General features: G+C 68.1%; 15 protein-coding genes and 1 pseudogene. 7 read left to right on the top strand and 9 right to left on the bottom strand.

The window, feature by feature from the left end; translation table 11 throughout:
• Nucleotides 1–45: 45 nt before the first annotated feature.
• Nucleotides 46–597: a ferritin-like domain-containing protein gene (locus tag WMF19_RS23395; RefSeq protein WP_437901106.1), complete on the bottom strand. Its 552-nt coding sequence runs from the start codon at nucleotides 595–597 to the stop codon at nucleotides 46–48.
• Nucleotides 598–661: 64 nt separating this feature from the next.
• Between WMF19_RS23395 and WMF19_RS23400 the strand changes: the two genes are divergently transcribed.
• Nucleotides 662–1,558, top strand: a complete 897-nt coding sequence (locus tag WMF19_RS23400) for a LysR family transcriptional regulator (protein ID WP_437901107.1) — start codon at nucleotides 662–664, stop codon at nucleotides 1,556–1,558.
• 24 nt (nucleotides 1,559–1,582) lie between these two features.
• Here WMF19_RS23400 and WMF19_RS23405 read toward each other — a convergent pair whose 3' ends face one another.
• Together WMF19_RS23405 and WMF19_RS23410 are read right to left on the bottom strand one after the other, a co-directional pair.
• Nucleotides 1,583–2,074 (bottom strand): nucleoside deaminase, encoded by a 492-nt coding sequence (locus tag WMF19_RS23405; RefSeq protein ID WP_437901108.1) that lies wholly within the window; start codon nucleotides 2,072–2,074, stop codon nucleotides 1,583–1,585.
• Entirely contained in the window at nucleotides 2,071–3,579 is a 1,509-nt protein-coding gene (locus tag WMF19_RS23410; protein ID WP_437901109.1) for a cytochrome P450, read from the bottom strand. The genes WMF19_RS23405 and WMF19_RS23410 overlap by 4 nt, the downstream gene beginning before the upstream one ends.
• A 1,193-nt stretch (nucleotides 3,580–4,772) precedes the next feature.
• Between WMF19_RS23410 and WMF19_RS23415 the strand changes: the two genes are divergently transcribed.
• The gene (locus tag WMF19_RS23415) at nucleotides 4,773–5,075 is read left to right on the top strand and encodes a helix-turn-helix domain-containing protein (protein WP_437901110.1); all 303 of its coding nucleotides are present in this window, start codon (nucleotides 4,773–4,775) and stop codon (nucleotides 5,073–5,075) included.
• A 569-nt stretch (nucleotides 5,076–5,644) separates the two neighbouring features.
• Nucleotides 5,645–5,809, top strand: a pseudogene (locus WMF19_RS23420) (DUF5131 family protein); the annotation flags it as partial.
• Nucleotides 5,810–5,888: 79 nt separating this feature from the next.
• Here WMF19_RS23420 and WMF19_RS23425 read toward each other — a convergent pair.
• A complete protein-coding gene (locus tag WMF19_RS23425; RefSeq protein WP_437901111.1) occupies nucleotides 5,889–7,352 on the bottom strand; it encodes a methyltransferase domain-containing protein in 1,464 nt (487 codons plus the stop codon).
• 274 nt (nucleotides 7,353–7,626) lie between these two features.
• Here WMF19_RS23425 and WMF19_RS23430 point away from each other — a divergent pair, with 274 nt between their 5' ends.
• The 4 genes from WMF19_RS23430 to WMF19_RS23445 all read left to right on the top strand — a co-directional run bounded on the left by WMF19_RS23430 (nucleotide 7,627) and on the right by WMF19_RS23445 (nucleotide 13,234).
• Nucleotides 7,627–10,671, top strand: a complete 3,045-nt coding sequence (locus tag WMF19_RS23430; RefSeq protein ID WP_437901112.1) for a class I SAM-dependent methyltransferase — start codon at nucleotides 7,627–7,629, stop codon at nucleotides 10,669–10,671.
• A gap of 654 nt (nucleotides 10,672–11,325) precedes the next feature.
• On the top strand, nucleotides 11,326–12,231 hold the full coding sequence (locus WMF19_RS23435; RefSeq protein WP_437901113.1) for a PLAT/LH2 domain-containing protein: 906 nt from the start codon (nucleotides 11,326–11,328) through the stop codon (nucleotides 12,229–12,231).
• Nucleotides 12,228–12,710: a hypothetical protein gene (locus WMF19_RS23440; protein ID WP_437901115.1), complete on the top strand. Its 483-nt coding sequence runs from the start codon at nucleotides 12,228–12,230 to the stop codon at nucleotides 12,708–12,710. The genes WMF19_RS23435 and WMF19_RS23440 overlap by 4 nt, the downstream gene beginning before the upstream one ends.
• 71 nt (nucleotides 12,711–12,781) lie before the next feature.
• Nucleotides 12,782–13,234, top strand: a complete 453-nt coding sequence (locus WMF19_RS23445; protein WP_437901117.1) for a hypothetical protein — start codon at nucleotides 12,782–12,784, stop codon at nucleotides 13,232–13,234.
• A gap of 661 nt (nucleotides 13,235–13,895) precedes the next feature.
• Here WMF19_RS23445 and WMF19_RS23450 read toward each other — a convergent pair.
• The 5 genes from WMF19_RS23450 to WMF19_RS23470 form a co-directional block, all read right to left on the bottom strand.
• Nucleotides 13,896–14,303, bottom strand: coding sequence for a hypothetical protein (locus WMF19_RS23450; RefSeq protein ID WP_437594357.1), 408 nt, complete (start codon nucleotides 14,301–14,303; stop codon nucleotides 13,896–13,898).
• Nucleotides 14,304–14,423: 120 nt separating this feature from the next.
• Nucleotides 14,424–14,825, bottom strand: coding sequence for a hypothetical protein (locus WMF19_RS23455; protein ID WP_437901119.1), 402 nt, complete (start codon nucleotides 14,823–14,825; stop codon nucleotides 14,424–14,426).
• A gap of 36 nt (nucleotides 14,826–14,861) precedes the next feature.
• Nucleotides 14,862–15,245, bottom strand: coding sequence for a hypothetical protein (locus WMF19_RS23460; protein WP_437901120.1), 384 nt, complete (start codon nucleotides 15,243–15,245; stop codon nucleotides 14,862–14,864).
• A gap of 38 nt (nucleotides 15,246–15,283) precedes the next feature.
• Entirely contained in the window at nucleotides 15,284–16,372 is a 1,089-nt protein-coding gene (locus WMF19_RS23465) for a pentapeptide repeat-containing protein (protein WP_437901121.1), read from the bottom strand.
• A gap of 12 nt (nucleotides 16,373–16,384) precedes the next feature.
• Nucleotides 16,385–18,058: a hypothetical protein gene (locus WMF19_RS23470; protein WP_437901122.1), complete on the bottom strand. Its 1,674-nt coding sequence runs from the start codon at nucleotides 18,056–18,058 to the stop codon at nucleotides 16,385–16,387.
• Nucleotides 18,059–18,071: the final 13 nt, after the last annotated feature.

An 18,071-nucleotide genomic window follows, 5' to 3' on the forward strand; every position in this document is an offset into this window, starting at 1 on the left:
GCGACCGAGCTGGTGGGAGCCGCCGTGAACGAGCCGCGGCGCAGATCACGGCGCCAGGCCGAGCGCGCGGCGGCCGAGATCGTGAGCGCCCTGCGTCGCCGCCAGCGCCTCCGCGCCCGCGAGCTCCGCGAAGGCGCGCGCGTGGAAGCGCTCCTCTGGCAGGATGCGCTCGAACACCGCGCGCACGTCGGGGGGCGCCTCCGGGTCGGCCGCGATGACCTCGATGCGCTCGAGGCGCATGCGCTCGGAGTGCGCGCCCACCGCGCACCCGGTCTCGAGATCGCGGACGATATCGAGGGTCTCCTTCCAGTAACGCTCGCGCTTCGCGCCGATCTTCGGCTCGATGCCGCGGGCGGTGAGCAGGTCCCCCACCCAGACGGCGTGGCGGCGCTCCTGCCCGGCGATGACGCCGAGGATCCGGTGCGCGCGCGTTCCGGGCTCGGCGAACGCGTCGCGCAGCATCTCGATGCGGCCGGCCGCGGTGGCCTCGCCGCGGTATTGATCCAGCAGCCAGGCGACGAGCGCCTCCGGATCCTTCTTCACGGCCTCCCACCAGGCGTGGCTGTCTCGGAGAACGACGGGATTCGAAGCGTTCATGGCGGCCTCCTTCGACGTTCGATCTGGGGGACCGGACCATCGGCGTCGACTAGAATGATCGGATATGCCATCGGCTGGACCGATACTCGACGGCGACCTCCTCCGCGCGTTCGTGGCCTTCGCCGACACCCTCAATTTCACGCACGCCGCGCGGCGCGTGGGGCTCTCGCAGCCGGCGCTCTTCGAGCGGGTGCGCCGGCTCGGCGACGAGCTCGGGGCGCCGCTCTACGAGCGCACCGGCAAGCAGATCCGCCTCACCGATCGCGGCCTGCGCGTGGCCGCGCACGCCCGCGACGCGGTCGCGCGGGCCGAGGCGTTCGCGCGGGATCTCCGCGGCGAGCCGCAGCGCGAGTCGGTCACGCTCGCCGCCGGCGAGGGCGCCTTCCTCTACCTGCTCGGCCCGGCCCTGGCGCGCTTCGCCGCCGAGGGGGCGAGCCTCCGCCTGCTCACGCTGGGCGCGCCGTCGGCCTGCGCGGCCGTGCGCGCGGGCGACGCGCACCTCGCGGTCGGCGTGCTCGATCTCGTGCCGCCCGAGCTCGTTGCGCGCGATGTGCTGCGCACGCCGCTCTGCGTGGCCATGCCGCGCCGCCATCGCCTCGCGCGCCGCCGCTCGCTGCGCCTCATGGATCTCGCGGGCGAGCGCCTCGTGCTGCCCCCCGCGGGCCGATCGCACCGCGATTTGATCGGCCGCGCCATCGCGCGCCTCGGCCACGAGGTCGATCCGCCCATCGAGGCCGACGGCTGGCCGCTCATGCTCCAGTTCGCGGCGCTCGGCCTCGGCGTCGCCGTCGTGAACGGCATCTGCGCGCCGCCGCGCGGGGTGATCCTGCGGCCCGTGCCCGAGCTGGGCACCGTGTGTTACCGGCTCGTCACCCGCCGCGGCGCCGAGCTGCCTCCGGCGGCCGAACGGCTGGCGGCGCGGATCGTGGAGATCGGCAAGGGCGCCGCGCGGGCAGGGTGATGGCCCGTCGGGGCGCGGAGCGGGCTACGACCGCTCCACGGCGCTTCGCAGGAGCGCCACGGCGGCCTCTCGCAAGACCGGCCCATCGACGCGCACGGCGGGTGAGGCGTTCGCCAGCACCTCGTGGCAGCGCACCGGCAGCGCCCGCCCGCCGAGCGCCGCGATGATGTCCTGCGTGCTGGCTGCGTAGACGATGCGGCTCACCCCCGCCCAGAACAACGCCCCCGAGCACATGGCGCAAGGTTCCCCGCTCGCGTACACGGTGCCGCCCTCGAGCGCTTCCGGGCCGTGCGCCGCCGTCGCTTCGCGGATCAACACCACCTCGGCGTGTGCGGTGCAGTCTCCCTGCCCTGCGTTGGCCGTGCGCCGCTGGTTGCTGCTCACCTGGAGCACCCGACCGCCTTGCACGAGCACCGCGCCGAACGGCATGTTGCCGGCGCGCAGGGTGTCGCTCGCGGCGTCCACGGCGAGCTGCATGAAGCCAACGTCCAGGGGGTCGTCCACTTGATGGGTCATGGTAAACCGACCTCACCGTTCACTGCACTCGAGCGCTGGATCACGCCTGCGGGCGCGCGGCGCGCAGGCGTCACGCGGAGACGGAGCTGACCGACCGGGCGTGCCATGCCGCCCATCATGAGGTCGAGCCATGCGCGCGGCCGGCGAAGCACCTCGATCCGAAAGTCGCGCAGGAGCACGGTGAGCGCGATCCCCAGCATCGTATAGGCGAGCGTCCGGCCAGGACAGAGGTGATGGCCGAGCCCGAACGCGCCAAACCGCCGATCCTTGACTGCCGGGCTCTGGAAAGCGTCCGTCTTCATGTCGCAATACCGCTCGGGCTCGTAGCGAGCCGGATCGTGGTAGAAGGACGAGTCGCCGTTGACAAGCCCCATCGACATTCCGATGAGGCTGCCGGCCGGGATCACGTGGCCGCCCAGCTCCACCGGCCTCCGCGAGAGCCGCCAGAGGCCGCCGTTGCCATGGAGACGCAGCGACTCGTTGATCGAGCGGAGCAACACCGGCATGCGGCAGAGCGCGCCGAGATCGAGGGCTTGCCCATCCTGGAGGACGGGAGATTGCTCCTCGAGCACCGCCGCGAGCGCCCGCGGGTGCCGCAGCAGCTCCGACAGGCTCGCGGCGAGGCTCATGGCCGTGTTCGTGTGCGCGCCGAGCACCGCGCCCATCACGGCGAGCGCGGCATTGCGGAGCTGCTCGGGCGTCGCGGCCGTGGGCTCGTCCCCGACGGAGCTCGTGATGACCGCGTGGAGGTAACCTTCCGGATCGGCGCTGCCCTCGGCCGCCACGCGCCGCACCTCGCTCGTGAAGATCGAGAGGATGCGCTCGCGCGCCTGCTTGCGGCGCCTCGCCGAGGGCGTCTCGATCGGCAGAAAGAAGCCCGTGAGGTTCAGCTCGCGCTCGAGGATGTGGAACTGGCGCGCGAGCTCGTCGCACAGCGCCTCGGAGATGGCGTCGCCGCACACGAACCGGCAAGCCATGTGCAGCACGAGGTCGTTGGCGAGCGCGAGCGCGTCGATCTCACCGACGCCGGCGAGCCGCGCGCGCAGGAACCGCGCCGTGAAATCCGCGAGAGGGCCGCTCTGGCGACGCACGGACGCGCCGGAGAGCGCGCGGAGCACGTGGGGCTGGACCTCGACGAAGAGGTCTTCGCCGAGGATCCTGCCGGCGAGCCGCCGGTACGCGTCCACGAGGTTCAGCTCTTCGCCCGCGTCGATGAAGCGCTCTGCGGCGTCCTTGCCACCGACGAACGTGAGAGGCAGCCCGAACAGCGATAGGGTAAATACATCACCAAGCGCCTCGTGGCCTGCGCGCTGGAGCTCGGTCGGGTCGGCCAGCAGCGCGATCGCCGTTCCGATGCCCGGCACGATCACCCCCAGCCGCGGCGGCCCCGCCCCGTTGGACCGGGGTTCTGCGCGGATGAGCGCACGCACGATCTTCCGCCGGGCGCGGCCGGTGAGAGGCTGGGGAGCGCTGCTATCCACCTGCGGTCGAGATGTATTTTGCATGCAATGGTGACTCCAACGCTCGCATAGGAGCGAGAGTTACGACCGCTGTTAAGGGAAGAGCCGAATGCCACGCTCGCCCATGGGCGTCATCCGTCTGCTGCCCCTTGGTGGTCCTCCCCCCACCCCCATCGTGCCGCGCGCCCCCTCACGGCACCGCGTCTGCCTTCGTCCGATTTATCCGCCGTCAACGATTGAACAGGGCGAGACGACGAGGCAGCGACTGGGCTTGTGTGATGCCTTCACGGTCGCTGCGTCAGCTCATCCTCCCGCACCGCCCATGCGGTGTCAACGGCAGAGGCCGATCGCCCGCGGCGTCCTGCGGGGTAGCTCCCCGACCGGGCCCGACGCCGGTGTCGATCCGCGAACTCCCACGGCAAGGCTCAGGGCGCTGCCATTGCCCAGGCGGCCCGCGATCGGCGCCCGCGAGCCAGCCCCGGGTGAACGTCGCCGGCGAGAGATCCGGGGGCAAGCACCTCTACGTTCAACACCGCATTGCCGGACACGCGCTGCGCGGGCCCTGGGCTCGTGATCTTCGGAATGCCCGGAAGGCCCTCCCCGCTCCCTTCGCCCCCATGGCGTGAGCGGGTGCCGGGAGGCGCGCGGCAGCGGCATTCGACCGGACGCTCGTTCCCGCACGCCTGGCGAGTCCGCTCGGCGGGGCTGACCCGAGAGCGCGCTGGACGTTGCCGAAGACATGCCGGCGCGGAGCGCGCGGATGGCCTTCGGGATCCGGGTCCTCGCTCACGTGGTCGACGCCACCGGTTGCCCAGACCGGCCCAGCCTGCTTGCAAGCTCTCGACTGTCGGAGCGTTCGTGCTACTACGGCGCCCCCGATGAACGCCTCGGACGCGATCAAGGAGCGGGTGGACCGCTTCGTAAAGGACATCCTGAGCCTGGTCGAACGGGTTCAGGACGAGCACCGCGCCGCAGCGCACCGGACGGTGACGACGATGCTGGCCGATCTGGAACGGCCAGCGACGAACGCCTCCTCGGAGCGCCGTCCGAAGCCTCGGAAGGTGCCCGCGCAGGCCAAAAGGAGCGTGGCGAGGCCTACGAGGAGCGGGAAGCAGGGCGCGCTCTCGGGAGCGTCAAGCTCCTCGACGACGGCACCATCCGCGGGGAGGACCTCGGCACCGGCCGCGAGGAGGACCTCGGCACCGGCATCCGGCGCGGACCGAGCCACGGCTGGCACGATGACCGCGACGGGAGCCTCGACGAGCGATCGGGAGGCCGTGGTGCTCGAAACTGTGCGGTCCCTCGTGCGAGGGACGGCGACGGAGATCGCCACGCGCAGCGGGCTACCGAACGGGAGCGTGTACGTCGCGCTTCGCGCGCTCGTGGCTCGCGGCCGCGTGGCGAGAGCCGGGACAGCGAGGGGCGCCGAGTACAGCCTCGTCTCGTCGGGCGGGATCCGGCCCTTCAAGCGCGTGAAAGCTGCGGGGCCCACCAGCCCTGCGGAGATGGAACGGCCCCCCGACGCCGAACTCGCGGAGTAGAAGATTCCACTCAGGCACGAGATCGTCGCGGCGCGTTGAAATCAGGTTGAGAGCCAGAGAGAATCAATAGGAAGGCGGGAAGGCAGGAAGAGAAACCCACGAATTCTTCCTGACGTCGTCGTGCCCTTTGGTTCGGAGGCACACCGCGTTTCCGCTCGGCGCCCGTCGCCCACGCGGTTGACCGGGGCAGCGCGGCCGAGCCACGAATACGCGTCATTCGGGACGCGCTGGGCGCCGCGCTGCACAGCAACGGGCTCGGCGACGCCGCAGCGCACACTCAGCGCGGAGGGCGCTGAGGTCGGAGGAGTCGCGCCCGGTGGACGGAACAGAAGGTCTCCCAGTTGCTTCGCAGGGCGGCATCGATCGCGATCCGCGCGCCCCAGAAGGCGTCGAGCTGCCTTTGCTGCTGCTCGTCAAGGCCGTAGCGACGGAGGATGTCGAGGCTCGCCGCCGGATTCAAGGCCAGTTCCACGCACAGGCAGGCATAGGCATCGAGCGGAAGAGGTGGCCCTGCGAACTCGGGCACCGAAGGCGGTCCCCTCGATGCGCGGGTATGCTGCCGCCCGGCGATCCCGGCGCTGCTCCAACACTCGGCGGTGATCCGCTTCTTGTCGTGCGAGCCCCTCCTCGGTCCGATCGACCTGAGCCCGTGGATGGGCGAGATTGACTGGGTGATCGTCGGCGGCGAGAGCGGGCACGGCGCGCGACCGATGCCGCCTGTGTGGGCGCGGGCGCCTTGCATCAGGGACTTGTACTTGCTGTTGTCGTCGGCGCCTCCAGGAAGCCTCGCGCCCGCCCGCGCGCCGGCCTCGCTCACGCGTACCCCGCCGCCCCGGCACGCTGGAACCCTTCCTCGAGCTGCTCCTCCATGCGCCGGTAGAGCGCCAGCATCGCCGGCCGCCACGTCCACGTCACCGACTCGGGCCGCACCGCCGTCCGGTACGGCGTCTGCCGCGTGAACCCCGAGGGCAGCACCTCGCACGTGTGCCCGAGCTCCTGATAGGCCATAACGAAATCGTGCCCCCAGCAGCCGTTGTGGCACGCCGAGTACCCGGTCCAGGACGGCGTGTTCTCGAGGTGCAGCACGTGCCCCCGGCAGACGCGGAGCAGCTCGGCGAGGCGGCCTTTCAGGTCCTCGGGGCGGGTGTGGAGCAGCGCCTCCGAGGTGAAGACGATATCGAAATGGCCATCCGGGTACGGCAGCGCCCCCGTTGGCGATCCGACCGTGACGTGCGCGGCCCGCCACTCGGGTGAGGCCCAGCCGAAGCCGGCCTCCACCATCGTCGGGCTCTGATCGAAGCCATGCACGTCGACCCCCTCGATCTGGCTCAGGTTGAGCAGGTGCCGCCCCGGCCCGCAACCGAACTCGAGCACGCGACAGGGCGCGTGGTGCGCGACGTGGTCGGCGATCATCATCTCGGCGATGTGATAGAACGAGTGCCTCGTCTTGCGCCGGTCGTATTCCGACGCCCACTCGCCGCCGCTCTGATGCCAGTACGCGTAATTGGAAGGATGGCTCGACATGGCAGGGTCTCCTGAAAGGCTGGTGCGGAGCAGATGGCCAAGAAACATGGGTGAACACAGGACCTCGGACCGGCTGCTCCCCTTGAGCCACGCAGGCATCGAGTGGTTCGAGAGCATGTAGCAGTAGGCGTCCGGCTCGAAACGCGCGTGGAAGTCGACGAGGCCGTCCCGGGGCTCCGGCGCCACCTCGTCGAGGAAGCGGGCGGCCTGGCTCCAGCAGACCGGCATGATCCACGCGGTGGGCAGCATGTGCGTCGATCCCGGGTGCGCCTCGATGGCCGCCATCAGCGGCACGCTGCCGATCTCCAGCCAGTCGATCGGCCGGCGCGCGCGCAGGTGCGCGGCGACGCGCGCGTAAAAGTCCGCGACGACGGGCGCGCCAGGCCGCGCCAGCAGGAAGTTGTTGGCGATGGTCCCGGCCGGCTCGCGGTACGTCACGAGATCATGCTGGTCGAGCAGCGCGGCGAGCGGCGTGACGGGCCGCAGGAGCACGCAGTCGGCGTCGATCCAGAAGCCGCCGTAGTGGCGGAGGAGATACGCGCGGATGTAATCGGCGCGGTGCGCGACATACAGCGCGTCGATGGGCAGATCGCGATCGCTCGTCCAGAGCCTGTCGAACGAGGCGCGATCGAGCACCCGCGCGCCCGCGTGGCGGCGGAGGCTGTCGAGGCAGAGCTCCACGTAGGGCGGACAGGGACCCTCCCAGTACGTCCAAACGGGAGGCGCGTCGCGCCTCGACATCACCTCGTTCATCGCGGTGTCTCCTGGCTCGCGGACGCATCTCCGCCGCGGGGCTCTGGGCGGTGCACGGCACAATCTTGCTCGAGGAAGCGGCCGATCGCGTGCGCTACGAGCCGGCGGCGGTTCGCGGTCGGCATGATGCATGACACTAGCGGCGCACGCGCGTCGATGGCAAGGCTCGCCGGGCCCGCGGGCGAAGGATCGGAGCTCGCGCGGCCCCATGAGACTGAAGATTGTTCGTCCGGCGTGTCTAGGATCGGGTCTTGAATTATGTCGAAGGCATGTTATGGCAGTTTCCGTCAATCTGCCTGACGAGCAGATTCTCGCCGCGCCCCATAGTTCGTGTCTCGTTTCGAGTGAGCACATGCCCTTCCGGAACGTTTATGCCTGCCTCGTGCACGAGGACCGTGAGAGCGTCATCGACCTGATACGAAATCTCCACTACCTCGATCCTGCATCGGCAATCCTCCTCTACAACGGCGGCACGAACCGCAAGCTCCTCGGCGACGATTTCCCCTTCGAGCAGTACGGCGCCATGGTCCACCCGGCGCCGCGGCCGATGAAGTGGGGCTACCTGCACGGATTCGCCGTCGATTGCATGCGTTTTGCGCTGGAGTCGCTTCCGTTCGACGCGATGACGATCGTCGACTCGGACCAGCTCGCGACCAGGCCCGGCTACTCGGGCCACCTCGAGGCGTTCCTCGCTTCGCGACCGCGTGTGGGCCTGCTCGGCAACTCCCCCGCTCCTCAGGGTCCCGTCCCGACGACGCCGCCGGCGATCGCCGCCCGCCGCGAGATTGACCTCTGGCGGCGCTTTCTCCGGCGCTTCCCTGACGGGGAGGCGAAGTTCGTTCACTGGACGTTCTGGCCCTCGACGGTGATCACCGCCGCGGCCGCGCGCGAGATCGTCTCGCTCTTCCATGACGTGGAGCTCCAGGCCATCTTGCAGCGCTCGCGCATGTGGGCCACGGAGGAGGTGCTCTTCCCGACGCTCACCGCGCTCCTCGGCTATGAGGTCGCCGAGAACCCGTGCAGCTACGAGTATGTCAAGTTTCGCGTCCAGTATTCGGTCGCGCAGCTCAACACGGCCTTTGCCGATCCGCGCGTCTACTGGGTCCACCCCATCCCGAGGCGCTCGCAGGACCCGCTCCGGCGCCATATCCAGGCTCGCTTCGGCAACTACGGCGAGCCCGCAGCGGCGTTGCCTCCCGCGAACGCCGCGGCAGAGCGCGCTGGCAAGAACGGCCCCGTTCCACCCCCCGGGCCCGAAGCTCTCTCGTGGGCGCAGAGCGCCCCCCGAGACAGACGCGATGTCCTCCTCGCCACGCGCGTCCTCGCCGAGATGCGGCCGATCGAAGGCTGGCTCTCGGACGACGAGGCGGATCTGCTCATCGCTGCCGCCGGCCGCGCTCTGTGCGAATTCTCAGCCACCCACGCGATGGTGGAGATCGGCAGCTATTGCGGCAAGGCCACGCTCGTGCTTGGCCGCACCGCACAGGCGATCCAGCCGGAGGCGCGGCTCTTCGCGATCGATCCGCACGACGGCAGAGTCGGCGCCCGCGACACCGGCCTGTCGGTCACGTCCCCGACGCGCGCGCGGTTCGATTTCACCGTCGCGGCCGCGGGCCTGGGCGAGCAGGTCGTGACGATCGAGAAGCGCGCACCCGAGGTGGCATGGCAGGGGCCGGTGAGTCTGCTCCTCGTCGATGGCCTGCACGACTACGAGAGCGTACGCGAGGATTTCGAGCACTTCGAGCGATGGATCGCGCCGTTCGGGTACGTGGCCTTCCACGATCATGCCGGTTACTTTCCTGGCGTCATCCAGGTCGTCGACGAGCTCTGCGCATCCGGCTCCTATCGCCGGATCGGGGCCGTGGGGACCCTGGTCGTGCTCCAGAAGGCGCAGCCCGCGGGCGAGGCGCCGCGCCTGCTCCTACGCTGCCCGATCCTCGCCGAGATGAAGGCCATCGAGGGCTGGCTCTCGGAAGAGGAGGCCGATCTGGTCATCACCGCGGCCGCTCGCGCGCTCGAGGAGCTGCCAGCGTCGCACGCGATGGTGGAAATCGGCAGCTATTGCGGCAAGGCTACCGTCGTCCTCGGCCGCGTGGTCCAGGCCCTGCGGCCGGAGGCCCGCATCTATGCCATCGATCCGCATGACGGCCGCGTGGGCGCCCGCGACTGGCGGATCGTGAGCACACCGCCGACGCGGCTCAAATTCGACCGCACGATCGCCCACGCGGAGCTCGGCGCGTACATCGTGCCCCTCCAGAGGCGCGCGCCCGAGGTGGCGTGGGCAGGCCCGGTAAGCTTGCTCCTTGTCGACGGGCTGCACGATGAGGCGAGCGTGCGCAGTGACTTCGCGCACTTCGATCCGTGGGTTGTCGAGGGCGGGTATGTCCTCTTTCACGATTACGGCGGTGGATATCCCGGGGTGACGCGGGTGGTGGACGCGATCCTCTGCGCAGGCGCGTACGTCCAGGTGCACGCCGAAGGCAGCATGATCCTGCTCAAGAAACGGGCTGCGCCGCTTGAAGCCGGGCCTCTGGCTGCGCGAGGTGTGGGATCGGAGGCACCCGCCCCAGCGCTGGATGCCCCGCCGCCCGCTCCACCGCTGCGAATCGAGCTCTCGGAGCAGCCGCTCGTCACCGCGATCATGCCCACGGCCGACCGCCGCCGCTTCATTCCTCACGCGATCCGCCACTTCCAGAAGCAGGATTACCCGAACCGCGAGCTCGTCATCGTCGATGACGGCGCGGATCCCGTGAGCGACATCGTCCCCGACGATCCGTGCATTCGCTACCTGCGCTTGCCTTCCAGGCGGACGGTGGGGTGGAAGCGCAACTATGCCTGCCGCGAGGCGCGAGGCGAGGTGATCATCCACTGGGACGATGACGACTGGATGGCCGATAACCGGATCCGCTACCAGGTCGAGCGCCTGCTCGCCGAGCGCGCGGCGCTCTCGGGCCTCTCGCGTATTCTCTATTACCAGCCCGCCTCCGGGAAAACGTGGCAATTCGTCTACGGCGGCGGGCCGTCACGGTGGTTCGGAGGCAATACGCTCTGCTACCGCAAGGCGCTCTGGGCGAAGAACCCGTTTCCGGACATCAACGTCGGCGAGGACGCGCGCTTCGTATGGAGCGATCGGGCCAGTCCGATGACGGCGCTCGAGGACGACTCCTTCATCGTGGGCATCATCCACAGCGCCAATGTGAGCCGGAAGCGGGTGGGCAACAACGCCTTCCGGCCCCTCGCCCCCGAGCGAATCCGCGCGGTGATGGGCGACGATTTCGAGGCGTACCGGGCGCTGCTCGCGAGCGAGCGCAGGCAATGAGGGTCCGGTGGACGTCGGGGTAGTCGCCGCACGGGCCTGCATTCAGGCAGCGAGCGCCCTTTGCCTGAAGCCTCCCTGAGCTCGTCGCGCTGATGCCGTCCGAGACGGACAGCGCTGACCCGTGTCCGGTGTGCACCTCGCCCGACCAGCGCTCGGCATGACGCCGCCAGGTCCACACATAGACGCGCTCGCAGGCTCGCTCTCGTCGATCCGGTAGTGTGCCACGTATGAGGCCGGGCGCCAGCGGGTGAGAGCCAGGCGCACCCAGGCGCGCTGCGGAGATCTGAACGGTGGTCCGGCACATCGCGGTCTCAGGTCCCGACGCCTCGAGGGCGGGGGCTACCGCCGGGAGAGGCGGCTCGGGCCTTCCGCGTCGGCACCACGCGACCGCCCACGTTGAACCCCAATGTCATGACGACACAGGGTACGGAAGCAGCGCCACGTCGTCCGGACCTGTTACCTCGATTGCATTTGTAATTGACATGAGAAACCTGCCTGGAGTCTCATGGCCCAGGTCAACGGAGCCAGGAAGGCTCCCAGGCGGCAATAGCCTCGCCTCATGGGAAGACGCAGGGGAGTCTACCCGGCCGGCGATGCGGCTGGACCCTCTTGCGAAAACGCTAGTACAACATTTGTACACAGGGCGAACACGCCATGACACACTACAAGATAACGACCGTAACCGGGACTATGCAGTATGCTCAGACATACTCGCATATCTTCGTTACCATCCACGGCAGGCAGGCGTCCTCCAAAGAGTACCCGCTCAAAGACCGCGAGGGGGGCGGCCCGCCCTTTCAGCTCGGCCAGACCGACGTTTTCGACATTGACATCGACGAGGAGATCGGCGAGCCCATCTCCGTCACCGTCCGCACCGACAACGAAAATTCGAACGCAGGCTGGTGGCTGGTCAAGCTCACCGTTCAAGACAACATCCCGCGGACGCCATGCGAGTTCCCGTGCAACGCCTGGATTGGGTCGGACGGCTCCCAACCCAATGATCCCAACACTCCATGGCAGAGGACGCTCGAGCGGAGCTACCCCATCCTCCTCGACTACTGTGAGCTCGGGGAGAGGCTCCCGAACGGCTGGAACGACGAGGGCGGCGCCTCCGCCACGTTCACGATCTATTCCAGGGACTACCGCCTGCGGCTACCGGTGTGCACGTGGCAGCTTGACGGCCACAACCAAGTCACCAGTATGACAGTCGCTGCGACAGCGCAGCATGTCGATCGCAACGGCGTCGTCGATGAATGCACCTTGAACCTGGTGTTCACCGCGAACGGAGCCCTGCAGAGCGCTCAGGGCACCTTGACCGTCCGCGGCACCCCGCAATCGCTGAATCTCGACTGGAGCGCGCCGAAACCATCGCCCGCGATCCCTCTGGTCGTGCAGCTATCCGGCAAGCTCTTCAACGACGCCGGCGGCTTCCTCGTCCAGCTCGGGCCCAAGCCGGGTCAACTCAACTTCCCCGCCATCATCAACCACGTGATCAACAAAATCGACGCGTGCATCTTCGTCCGAGAGCGAGACCATGTGAATGGAGAATCGAAGCCATGATCCACTTGAACATGGAGCAACTGGGAGCCCGGCTCAATGCTGGTTACGGGTGGGATCAACAGGATGGGGATGCCGCGAGTTATAGTAACAACCGCTTCTACTACGAGGTGTGGAAGCCGGACACCTCGGTCTCCTATGGAGAAAAGGGTCTGTTCGTTTCGACCAGGATCGATCGGCCGGACACGCCGCCGACAGCGGACTGTTGCGTGCTGATGCTTTGGTTCGACGACCAGGGTACCCTTATCCAGGCGGGCGCTCACATCAACCTGGACACCGGCGATCCAAAGGATAGCGTGAGCTGCTCGACGGTCACCGGTGCCAGCGCCGAGGATATCGCCGAAGACCTTCGCGAGACCATAGCTGCTCAGATCCAGCAATACTCGGGGGACCGGCCTGGCCGCGCAAACTATTCGAACGTCGTGAAAAGCAACATTCTCGACGTCAGTGCCTGCATATCGCTTGACAGCTCTCGGTTGTGATATATACAGTCCGAGACGCACTCAGACCGAGGCAAGACACACTCTAGCCGAGATAGCTGAAGGAGATAAACATGTTGGATCTGCGACCGATTGGCGACAAATCAGTTCCTGGTGCTAAATGGCTGGTGGCAGCGGCTCAGGGCAAACGCAGCATTTCCGTTCAGATCGTAAACAACCTCCGCGAAGCACTCCAGGTGGTGAGTTTTAGCCTGGCCAATGACGAGGCGGACTGGTGTGACGGTCAGCAGCCCTACGACGGCCAGGTCATCCCACCTGATGGCAACAACTCTATTTGGGTCGGAAGCTACATAGACACTATCAACTTCAATCAATTCGGCTTCACCGTTAAGCTTTTCTGCGCTGGCCAGGAGATCACGATCACGGCGAACAAGCCGAAGAGTGGCGCGGCAACGGTAGTGATTACGCCGCAATCGCATCCGGGGCTTAATATTCCTAACCCCGTGATCCCAAACCCGACTGGCAACTACAACACCACTGCCGTATCGATAAACTACGGCACCTAGAGCTCTGGGACGTAACACGAAGGAGCCATCCGGAAGCGGCGCTCCCTCCCACTGAGCGCATACACTCCTTCGTCCGGAGGCTGCCGCCGCATCGGGCAGACCAATGCGCCCAGCAGCCCACCTCCGTGATCTGCTCGATCCGGAACAGCTCCTCGTAAACGCTCGATGCGTCCGCGTGGACGTCGCCCTCGTACCGCGGACAGGGCTGTCGGCCACGTCCGCGATTGACGACGCCGTCTTCGGGCTCGCCCTCTTTGGCAGATCTGGGTCGCCCGATCCACAGCAGCACGAAGCTCGCGGGCCTCCACTCCAGCGTCTCGGACACCTCTTCGCCGATGCGGACCACCTCCGTGGCGCGCTCGTCGCGCACCTCGGGCGAAAGCAGCCCGAGGCGCTCGACGAGCAGGTGCCCCGGCAGCTTCTGCCGCCCGTACGGGGTGATCCTTCGCCCGTCGGTGCCGCCTCCGGAGGAGCCGGGCAGCGCCGCCGCCTTCAGGCGAGCTCGCCGTGCAGCGCCGGCCGGCTCCGCTGAGCCCGCGGGCAGCTGCACGGCGAGAGCGCCGGCCGGCAGAGCGCGAGCAGCTCAGGTGAGCTCAGGGAGCCGGAGGCGGTGCAGCCTCGGCGAGGCGGACCTCTCCACCGAGCGCGTCCCCTTGGCCTCTCATCCCGCTGGCGGCGATTCGGGCCGCGGCACCTCCTCCAGCGTTACCGAGACGACAACGGCGTCGGGCCGCCTGTCATCGACCTCGTAGGGGAGCACCCGGAGGACGTCCTTCAGGGTCTCCTCGGGTTGAGCGCTGAAATCGAACGCGCCGACCCACGGGAGGGACCACGACACCTTGACATACCCGTGCACCGACCCGACCCGCACGAAAGCGCTCGTGCCGGCCACGATCTCCTGGGATTCGCTGCCCCAGACCGCAACCGACTGCTTCTGGATGTCAGCGCCCTGCTTCGCCTCCACGTCTTTCGTCCAGATCCCCCGGAGGACGGCGCAGCCGTGCACCGTCAGGGTCTGATTCGTGTTGTTCTGAAAGATCACCTTCACGCTGCGATACGTGGTCGCCATTGCACCCTCCGGCGCGCTCGAGGCACGCACTCCTTGTGTTCCACTCCTGCGAGCGGCGCGGGGCGCCGCTCGCCTCACCGAACCCTTGCTCCCCCGGGCCCCCCGTCGTCCCTCCGTCGCTCATTCGCCCCTGTCTGGCGGAGACCCCACCAGGCTCGGGACGAGCGTCACCAGGACAACAGGATAATCGGCCAGCTCCGTGTTGTAGCACGGAGCGAGGGACGCGAGCCTGTCCGGAACGGTGACATCGACCGCGAGGTTCTGCATGCCAGACAGCGGGACATGCCAGGTGATCTTGATGTACCCCTTCGTCGACCCGAGGTGCAGGTAGCCGTCCACGCCGGTGAACGCCTTCGACAGGCTCATCCACCTCTTCGAGCCCTGCTTCGGGATGACGTCCCCGCGGACAGGCGGCCCTGCCGGGCCCCACTCGCCGCGAATCAAGTTGTAAGATTCGATCGTCAAAAGCTCGTTGGTGCTGTTCTGCAGGATGAGATCGATGCTCTTCCGAATGGCAACCATACTTACCTCCTCTGGAAGGTCCCCAGCCCGCGCGCCTCACCGCAGAGGGTCTCGGTGAGGAGGCAGCGTGATGAGCACGGCGACATCGGCCGGATCGTCGTCGTTCGTGTAAACGGTGATGCGTCGCGCCACGTCGTCGTGCACGGGCTCGCAGCGAAGCTCGCCCACCCACGGCAGATGCCAATGAAGTTGAAAATATCCGGTCGTCGAGGCGAACCGAACGAATGCCTCGGTGCCGCGCCCTAGCGTGCTCGACTCGGTCCCAAAGGTGCGCGCGCTCTGCCGCGCGACGGTCTCACCATGGCTGATGACCCGCCCGGCCGACCACGCCCCGACGAGCACCTCGGCCCCCTCGACGGTGAGCGCCTCGTTGGTCGCGTTGAGCAGGATGACGCGAACACGGCGATAGATGAGCTGCACGTCGTTCCCCTGGAGCGGTTGAAGAGCGTTGTGGGTTCCTATCGAGATCGGCCAGCCGGCGCTGCCACGCCCATCGCAGAGGCGAGGTGCGCGCCCTTGAAATCGGCGCCGTCGACCAGCGCGCCCGAGAGGTTCGCCCGGGTCAGGTTCGCGCGCGAGAGGCGCGCGCCCGAGAGGCGCGCGCCCCTCAGGTCCGCGTCGCTGAGGAGAATGCCTTCGAGGAAACAGCCCTCGATGTTCGCTCCCTGAGCGACGATCTGGGCCAGGCACGCGCCCTTCAGCGAGGCGCCGCGGAGGTCGGCGTCCGAGAGATCGGCGCCCGAGAGATCGGCGAGGGAGAGGTCGGCGCGCTGCAGATCGGCGCGAGAGAAGCGCGCCCGCACGAGCTCCGCCCTGTGGAAGACCGCGGAGCGAAGGTTGGCCTCGCGGAAATCGGCGCCGCGGAGGTGAGCCCGAGAGAGCTTTGCGCCCACGAGGCTCGCGCCGCGGAAGCTCGCCTCGCGGAGATCGCCCTCGCTGAGGTCGACCCCGTCGAGGCGGGCGCCGGCGAAGCTGAGCTCTCGAAAGTCCGCGCGCCGGAGGTCCGCCCCGCAAAGATCGACGCCGTCCATCGGCCATAGCGGGAAATAGCCCGCGCGGTGTGCGCTCACGAGGAAGCGGGCCCCGCCGCTCGCGAGCGCGCGCACCTGCTCCTCGACCGTCCAGTCGCTCTCCGAGAGCCCCTCGGGGTAAAGACGGCGAAGCCAGCTCGGGGTGTCGATGTCGCCGGAGGAGCCAGCCTGCTCTCGGGACAGGGGCATCGGCTCGAGCGCGCGGACGCTCGTCACGGCGGCGTCGATGCTCGGAGCGTGCACCGCGCCCGGGACCGCAGCGAGCTCCGGCCCGGCGTCGAGCAGCACGAGCCTCTTGCCGAGGCCGAAGGCGGTGCCGACAGCGACGATCTCCGCGCCGCTCCGAGGGCGCACGACGACCACGGCGTCAGCCCCGGCGAACGCCGCGGCTAGCTCGCCCAGCGACGCGCGGCCGGCGTCGATGCGCTCGACGTCGTGAGCGAAGGCCGAGAGCCCCGCTTCGATCTCCGTCGCAAGAATCTCCGTCGCGCTCGCCACAAGGATCACGTTCGGCACGGCTTTCCCCTGTCACCAGATGCGTATGATCTTGAGGAGACGCATGCATCTGGGCAGCGAGCTTGCGCCCTCCGTCTCCTGCGTGGACTGGCCGTTGAAGGTGCTTGACTGGAGGGGGTAATACTCTGACGTGCTCGCCGTGATCTGATGCTCGTGGTCCGCTCCGGCGAGCTCCTCCGTTCCGTAGTAGGAGCTCTCGTTCGCTGTCCCCTCCGGCCCCGTGCGCTCGAGCTCGATGCTCACCGGATGCGTGTGCTGGATGCCATGGCTGTGCGTGGTCTGCCACTTGAATTGGTGCGTGTGCGCCGCTCCGCCGCCCACCTCCCCGGGCGCCTGATCGCCGGCGATCGGCAACACGAGCCTCTCGTTCAGATCGGGGACACGCAGGCCTGCGAGCTCGCTTCTCGCATCGACGACCTCCGAGCCATCGCAGAGCTGGAACCCCGCGGGGAGCCTGGGGCTGTTGCGCTCCTCCGGCCACAGGTACCAGTCGAGGATCGCGCCGATCGGGAGTTCGCGCTCGCCCTCTGTTTGCCTCTCTCCGTTCTGAAAGACGAGCCCGTCCTTCGCATAGATGATACCGTTGACGGTCAGCTCGCTCTCGGCGTCAGACGTGCCGATCCCGACGTGGCCGCGCTTTGCGGACACCACGAGCGTGGCGTCGGTCGTCTGAGCGTTCGCGCCCGAGGTGAGCCGGATATCCCCCTTGGAGATCACCGCGAGCGAGCTCGCCTTGAAGGCGATCCCGTCGGAGAGGTGATGGCTCTGCCCCGAACCGCCTTTTAAGATCCCAAGCTGCCCATTTTCCGGGAGCACCAGCGCGCAGCCGGCGCCGAGCGCGAGGGAGCCTTTGACGTGGAGCCTGGACTGTGGGTTCTCCGTGCCGATACCGACACACCCGTTGCTCGCCGCGGCGAGCAACGGCCGCCCGTCGCCGAACCTCACCACGGCGAGCAGCTTGTTACAAGGTTTGGCGACGACCTCCAGGCCCACGTTCGAAGGAGCCACGCCGCTGCCGACGCTCATCGACCCGTGGACGACCACGGAGCCGAAGACGTCCATCTCGCTCGCCTGGAACTGGAGCTCACCGGGCTCTATCGCGGAGATATTCGTTCCGTCGTCCCCCGTGCCAGTGGGGTTGAAGGCCACATGGTGGAGCCTCACGCCGCTGTATCGCCGGCCGTCTACGTCGATGGAGGCAACGTAACGTTCCTTCGATAAACCGATCGTCGCCAGCAGGATCTCGATCGATGGCTCCTCATCGCGATCGCGGCGGGTCGAGCGGGCGGAGACGCATCGGGAGGAGACGCGCGGCGCGACGGCACACGCTCTGAACTCGAGCCCGCGCGCGTCGCGCGCCGGCGACGCGGCGTCCTCGTGGTAGCAGATCGTGATGCGAAAATTCCACGGCGCTACAAAGGACTCCGGCTGTCGGACCACACCAAAGTCGATCTTCTCGGGCGCGGCGAGGGCGATCTCGCGGCCGAGCGAGTCCAGCGCGAAGCCTGGCTGCACCACGACGCCTTTCGGGTCCTCCGGGTCGAGGACGACGTCGAGCCCGCTCGCGATGCCCCATGTGTGGAGCGCCCGATTGGCCGCTCGGTAGCTGTCGATCTGATAGCGCTGCTCCTGCGAGAGATCGATCGCCCGGAGGAGCTTGTCCGCGGTGAAGCTAGGCCTCTCCATTCCCGACCCCCTC

Source organism: Sorangium sp. So ce124, from assembly GCF_051525235.1.
Taxonomy (GTDB): domain Bacteria; phylum Myxococcota_A; class Polyangia; order Polyangiales; family Polyangiaceae; genus Sorangium; species Sorangium atrum.

Coding starts and splice junctions, on each gene's coding strand:
- WMF19_RS23395 (WP_437901106.1), bottom strand. CDS start 597: ATGAACGCTTCGAATCCCGTCGTTCTCCGAGACAGCCACGCCTGGTGG.
- WMF19_RS23430 (WP_437901112.1), top strand. CDS start 7,627: ATGGCAGTTTCCGTCAATCTGCCTGACGAGCAGATTCTCGCCGCGCCC.
- WMF19_RS23455 (WP_437901119.1), bottom strand. CDS start 14,825: ATGGTTGCCATTCGGAAGAGCATCGATCTCATCCTGCAGAACAGCACC.
- WMF19_RS23450 (WP_437594357.1), bottom strand. CDS start 14,303: ATGGCGACCACGTATCGCAGCGTGAAGGTGATCTTTCAGAACAACACG.
- WMF19_RS23415 (WP_437901110.1), top strand. CDS start 4,773: ATGACCGCGACGGGAGCCTCGACGAGCGATCGGGAGGCCGTGGTGCTC.
- WMF19_RS23425 (WP_437901111.1), bottom strand. CDS start 7,352: ATGAACGAGGTGATGTCGAGGCGCGACGCGCCTCCCGTTTGGACGTAC.
- WMF19_RS23400 (WP_437901107.1), top strand. CDS start 662: ATGCCATCGGCTGGACCGATACTCGACGGCGACCTCCTCCGCGCGTTC.
- WMF19_RS23435 (WP_437901113.1), top strand. CDS start 11,326: ATGACACACTACAAGATAACGACCGTAACCGGGACTATGCAGTATGCT.
- WMF19_RS23440 (WP_437901115.1), top strand. CDS start 12,228: ATGATCCACTTGAACATGGAGCAACTGGGAGCCCGGCTCAATGCTGGT.
- WMF19_RS23445 (WP_437901117.1), top strand. CDS start 12,782: ATGTTGGATCTGCGACCGATTGGCGACAAATCAGTTCCTGGTGCTAAA.
- WMF19_RS23470 (WP_437901122.1), bottom strand. CDS start 18,058: ATGGAGAGGCCTAGCTTCACCGCGGACAAGCTCCTCCGGGCGATCGAT.
- WMF19_RS23405 (WP_437901108.1), bottom strand. CDS start 2,074: ATGACCCATCAAGTGGACGACCCCCTGGACGTTGGCTTCATGCAGCTC.
- WMF19_RS23410 (WP_437901109.1), bottom strand. CDS start 3,579: ATGCAAAATACATCTCGACCGCAGGTGGATAGCAGCGCTCCCCAGCCT.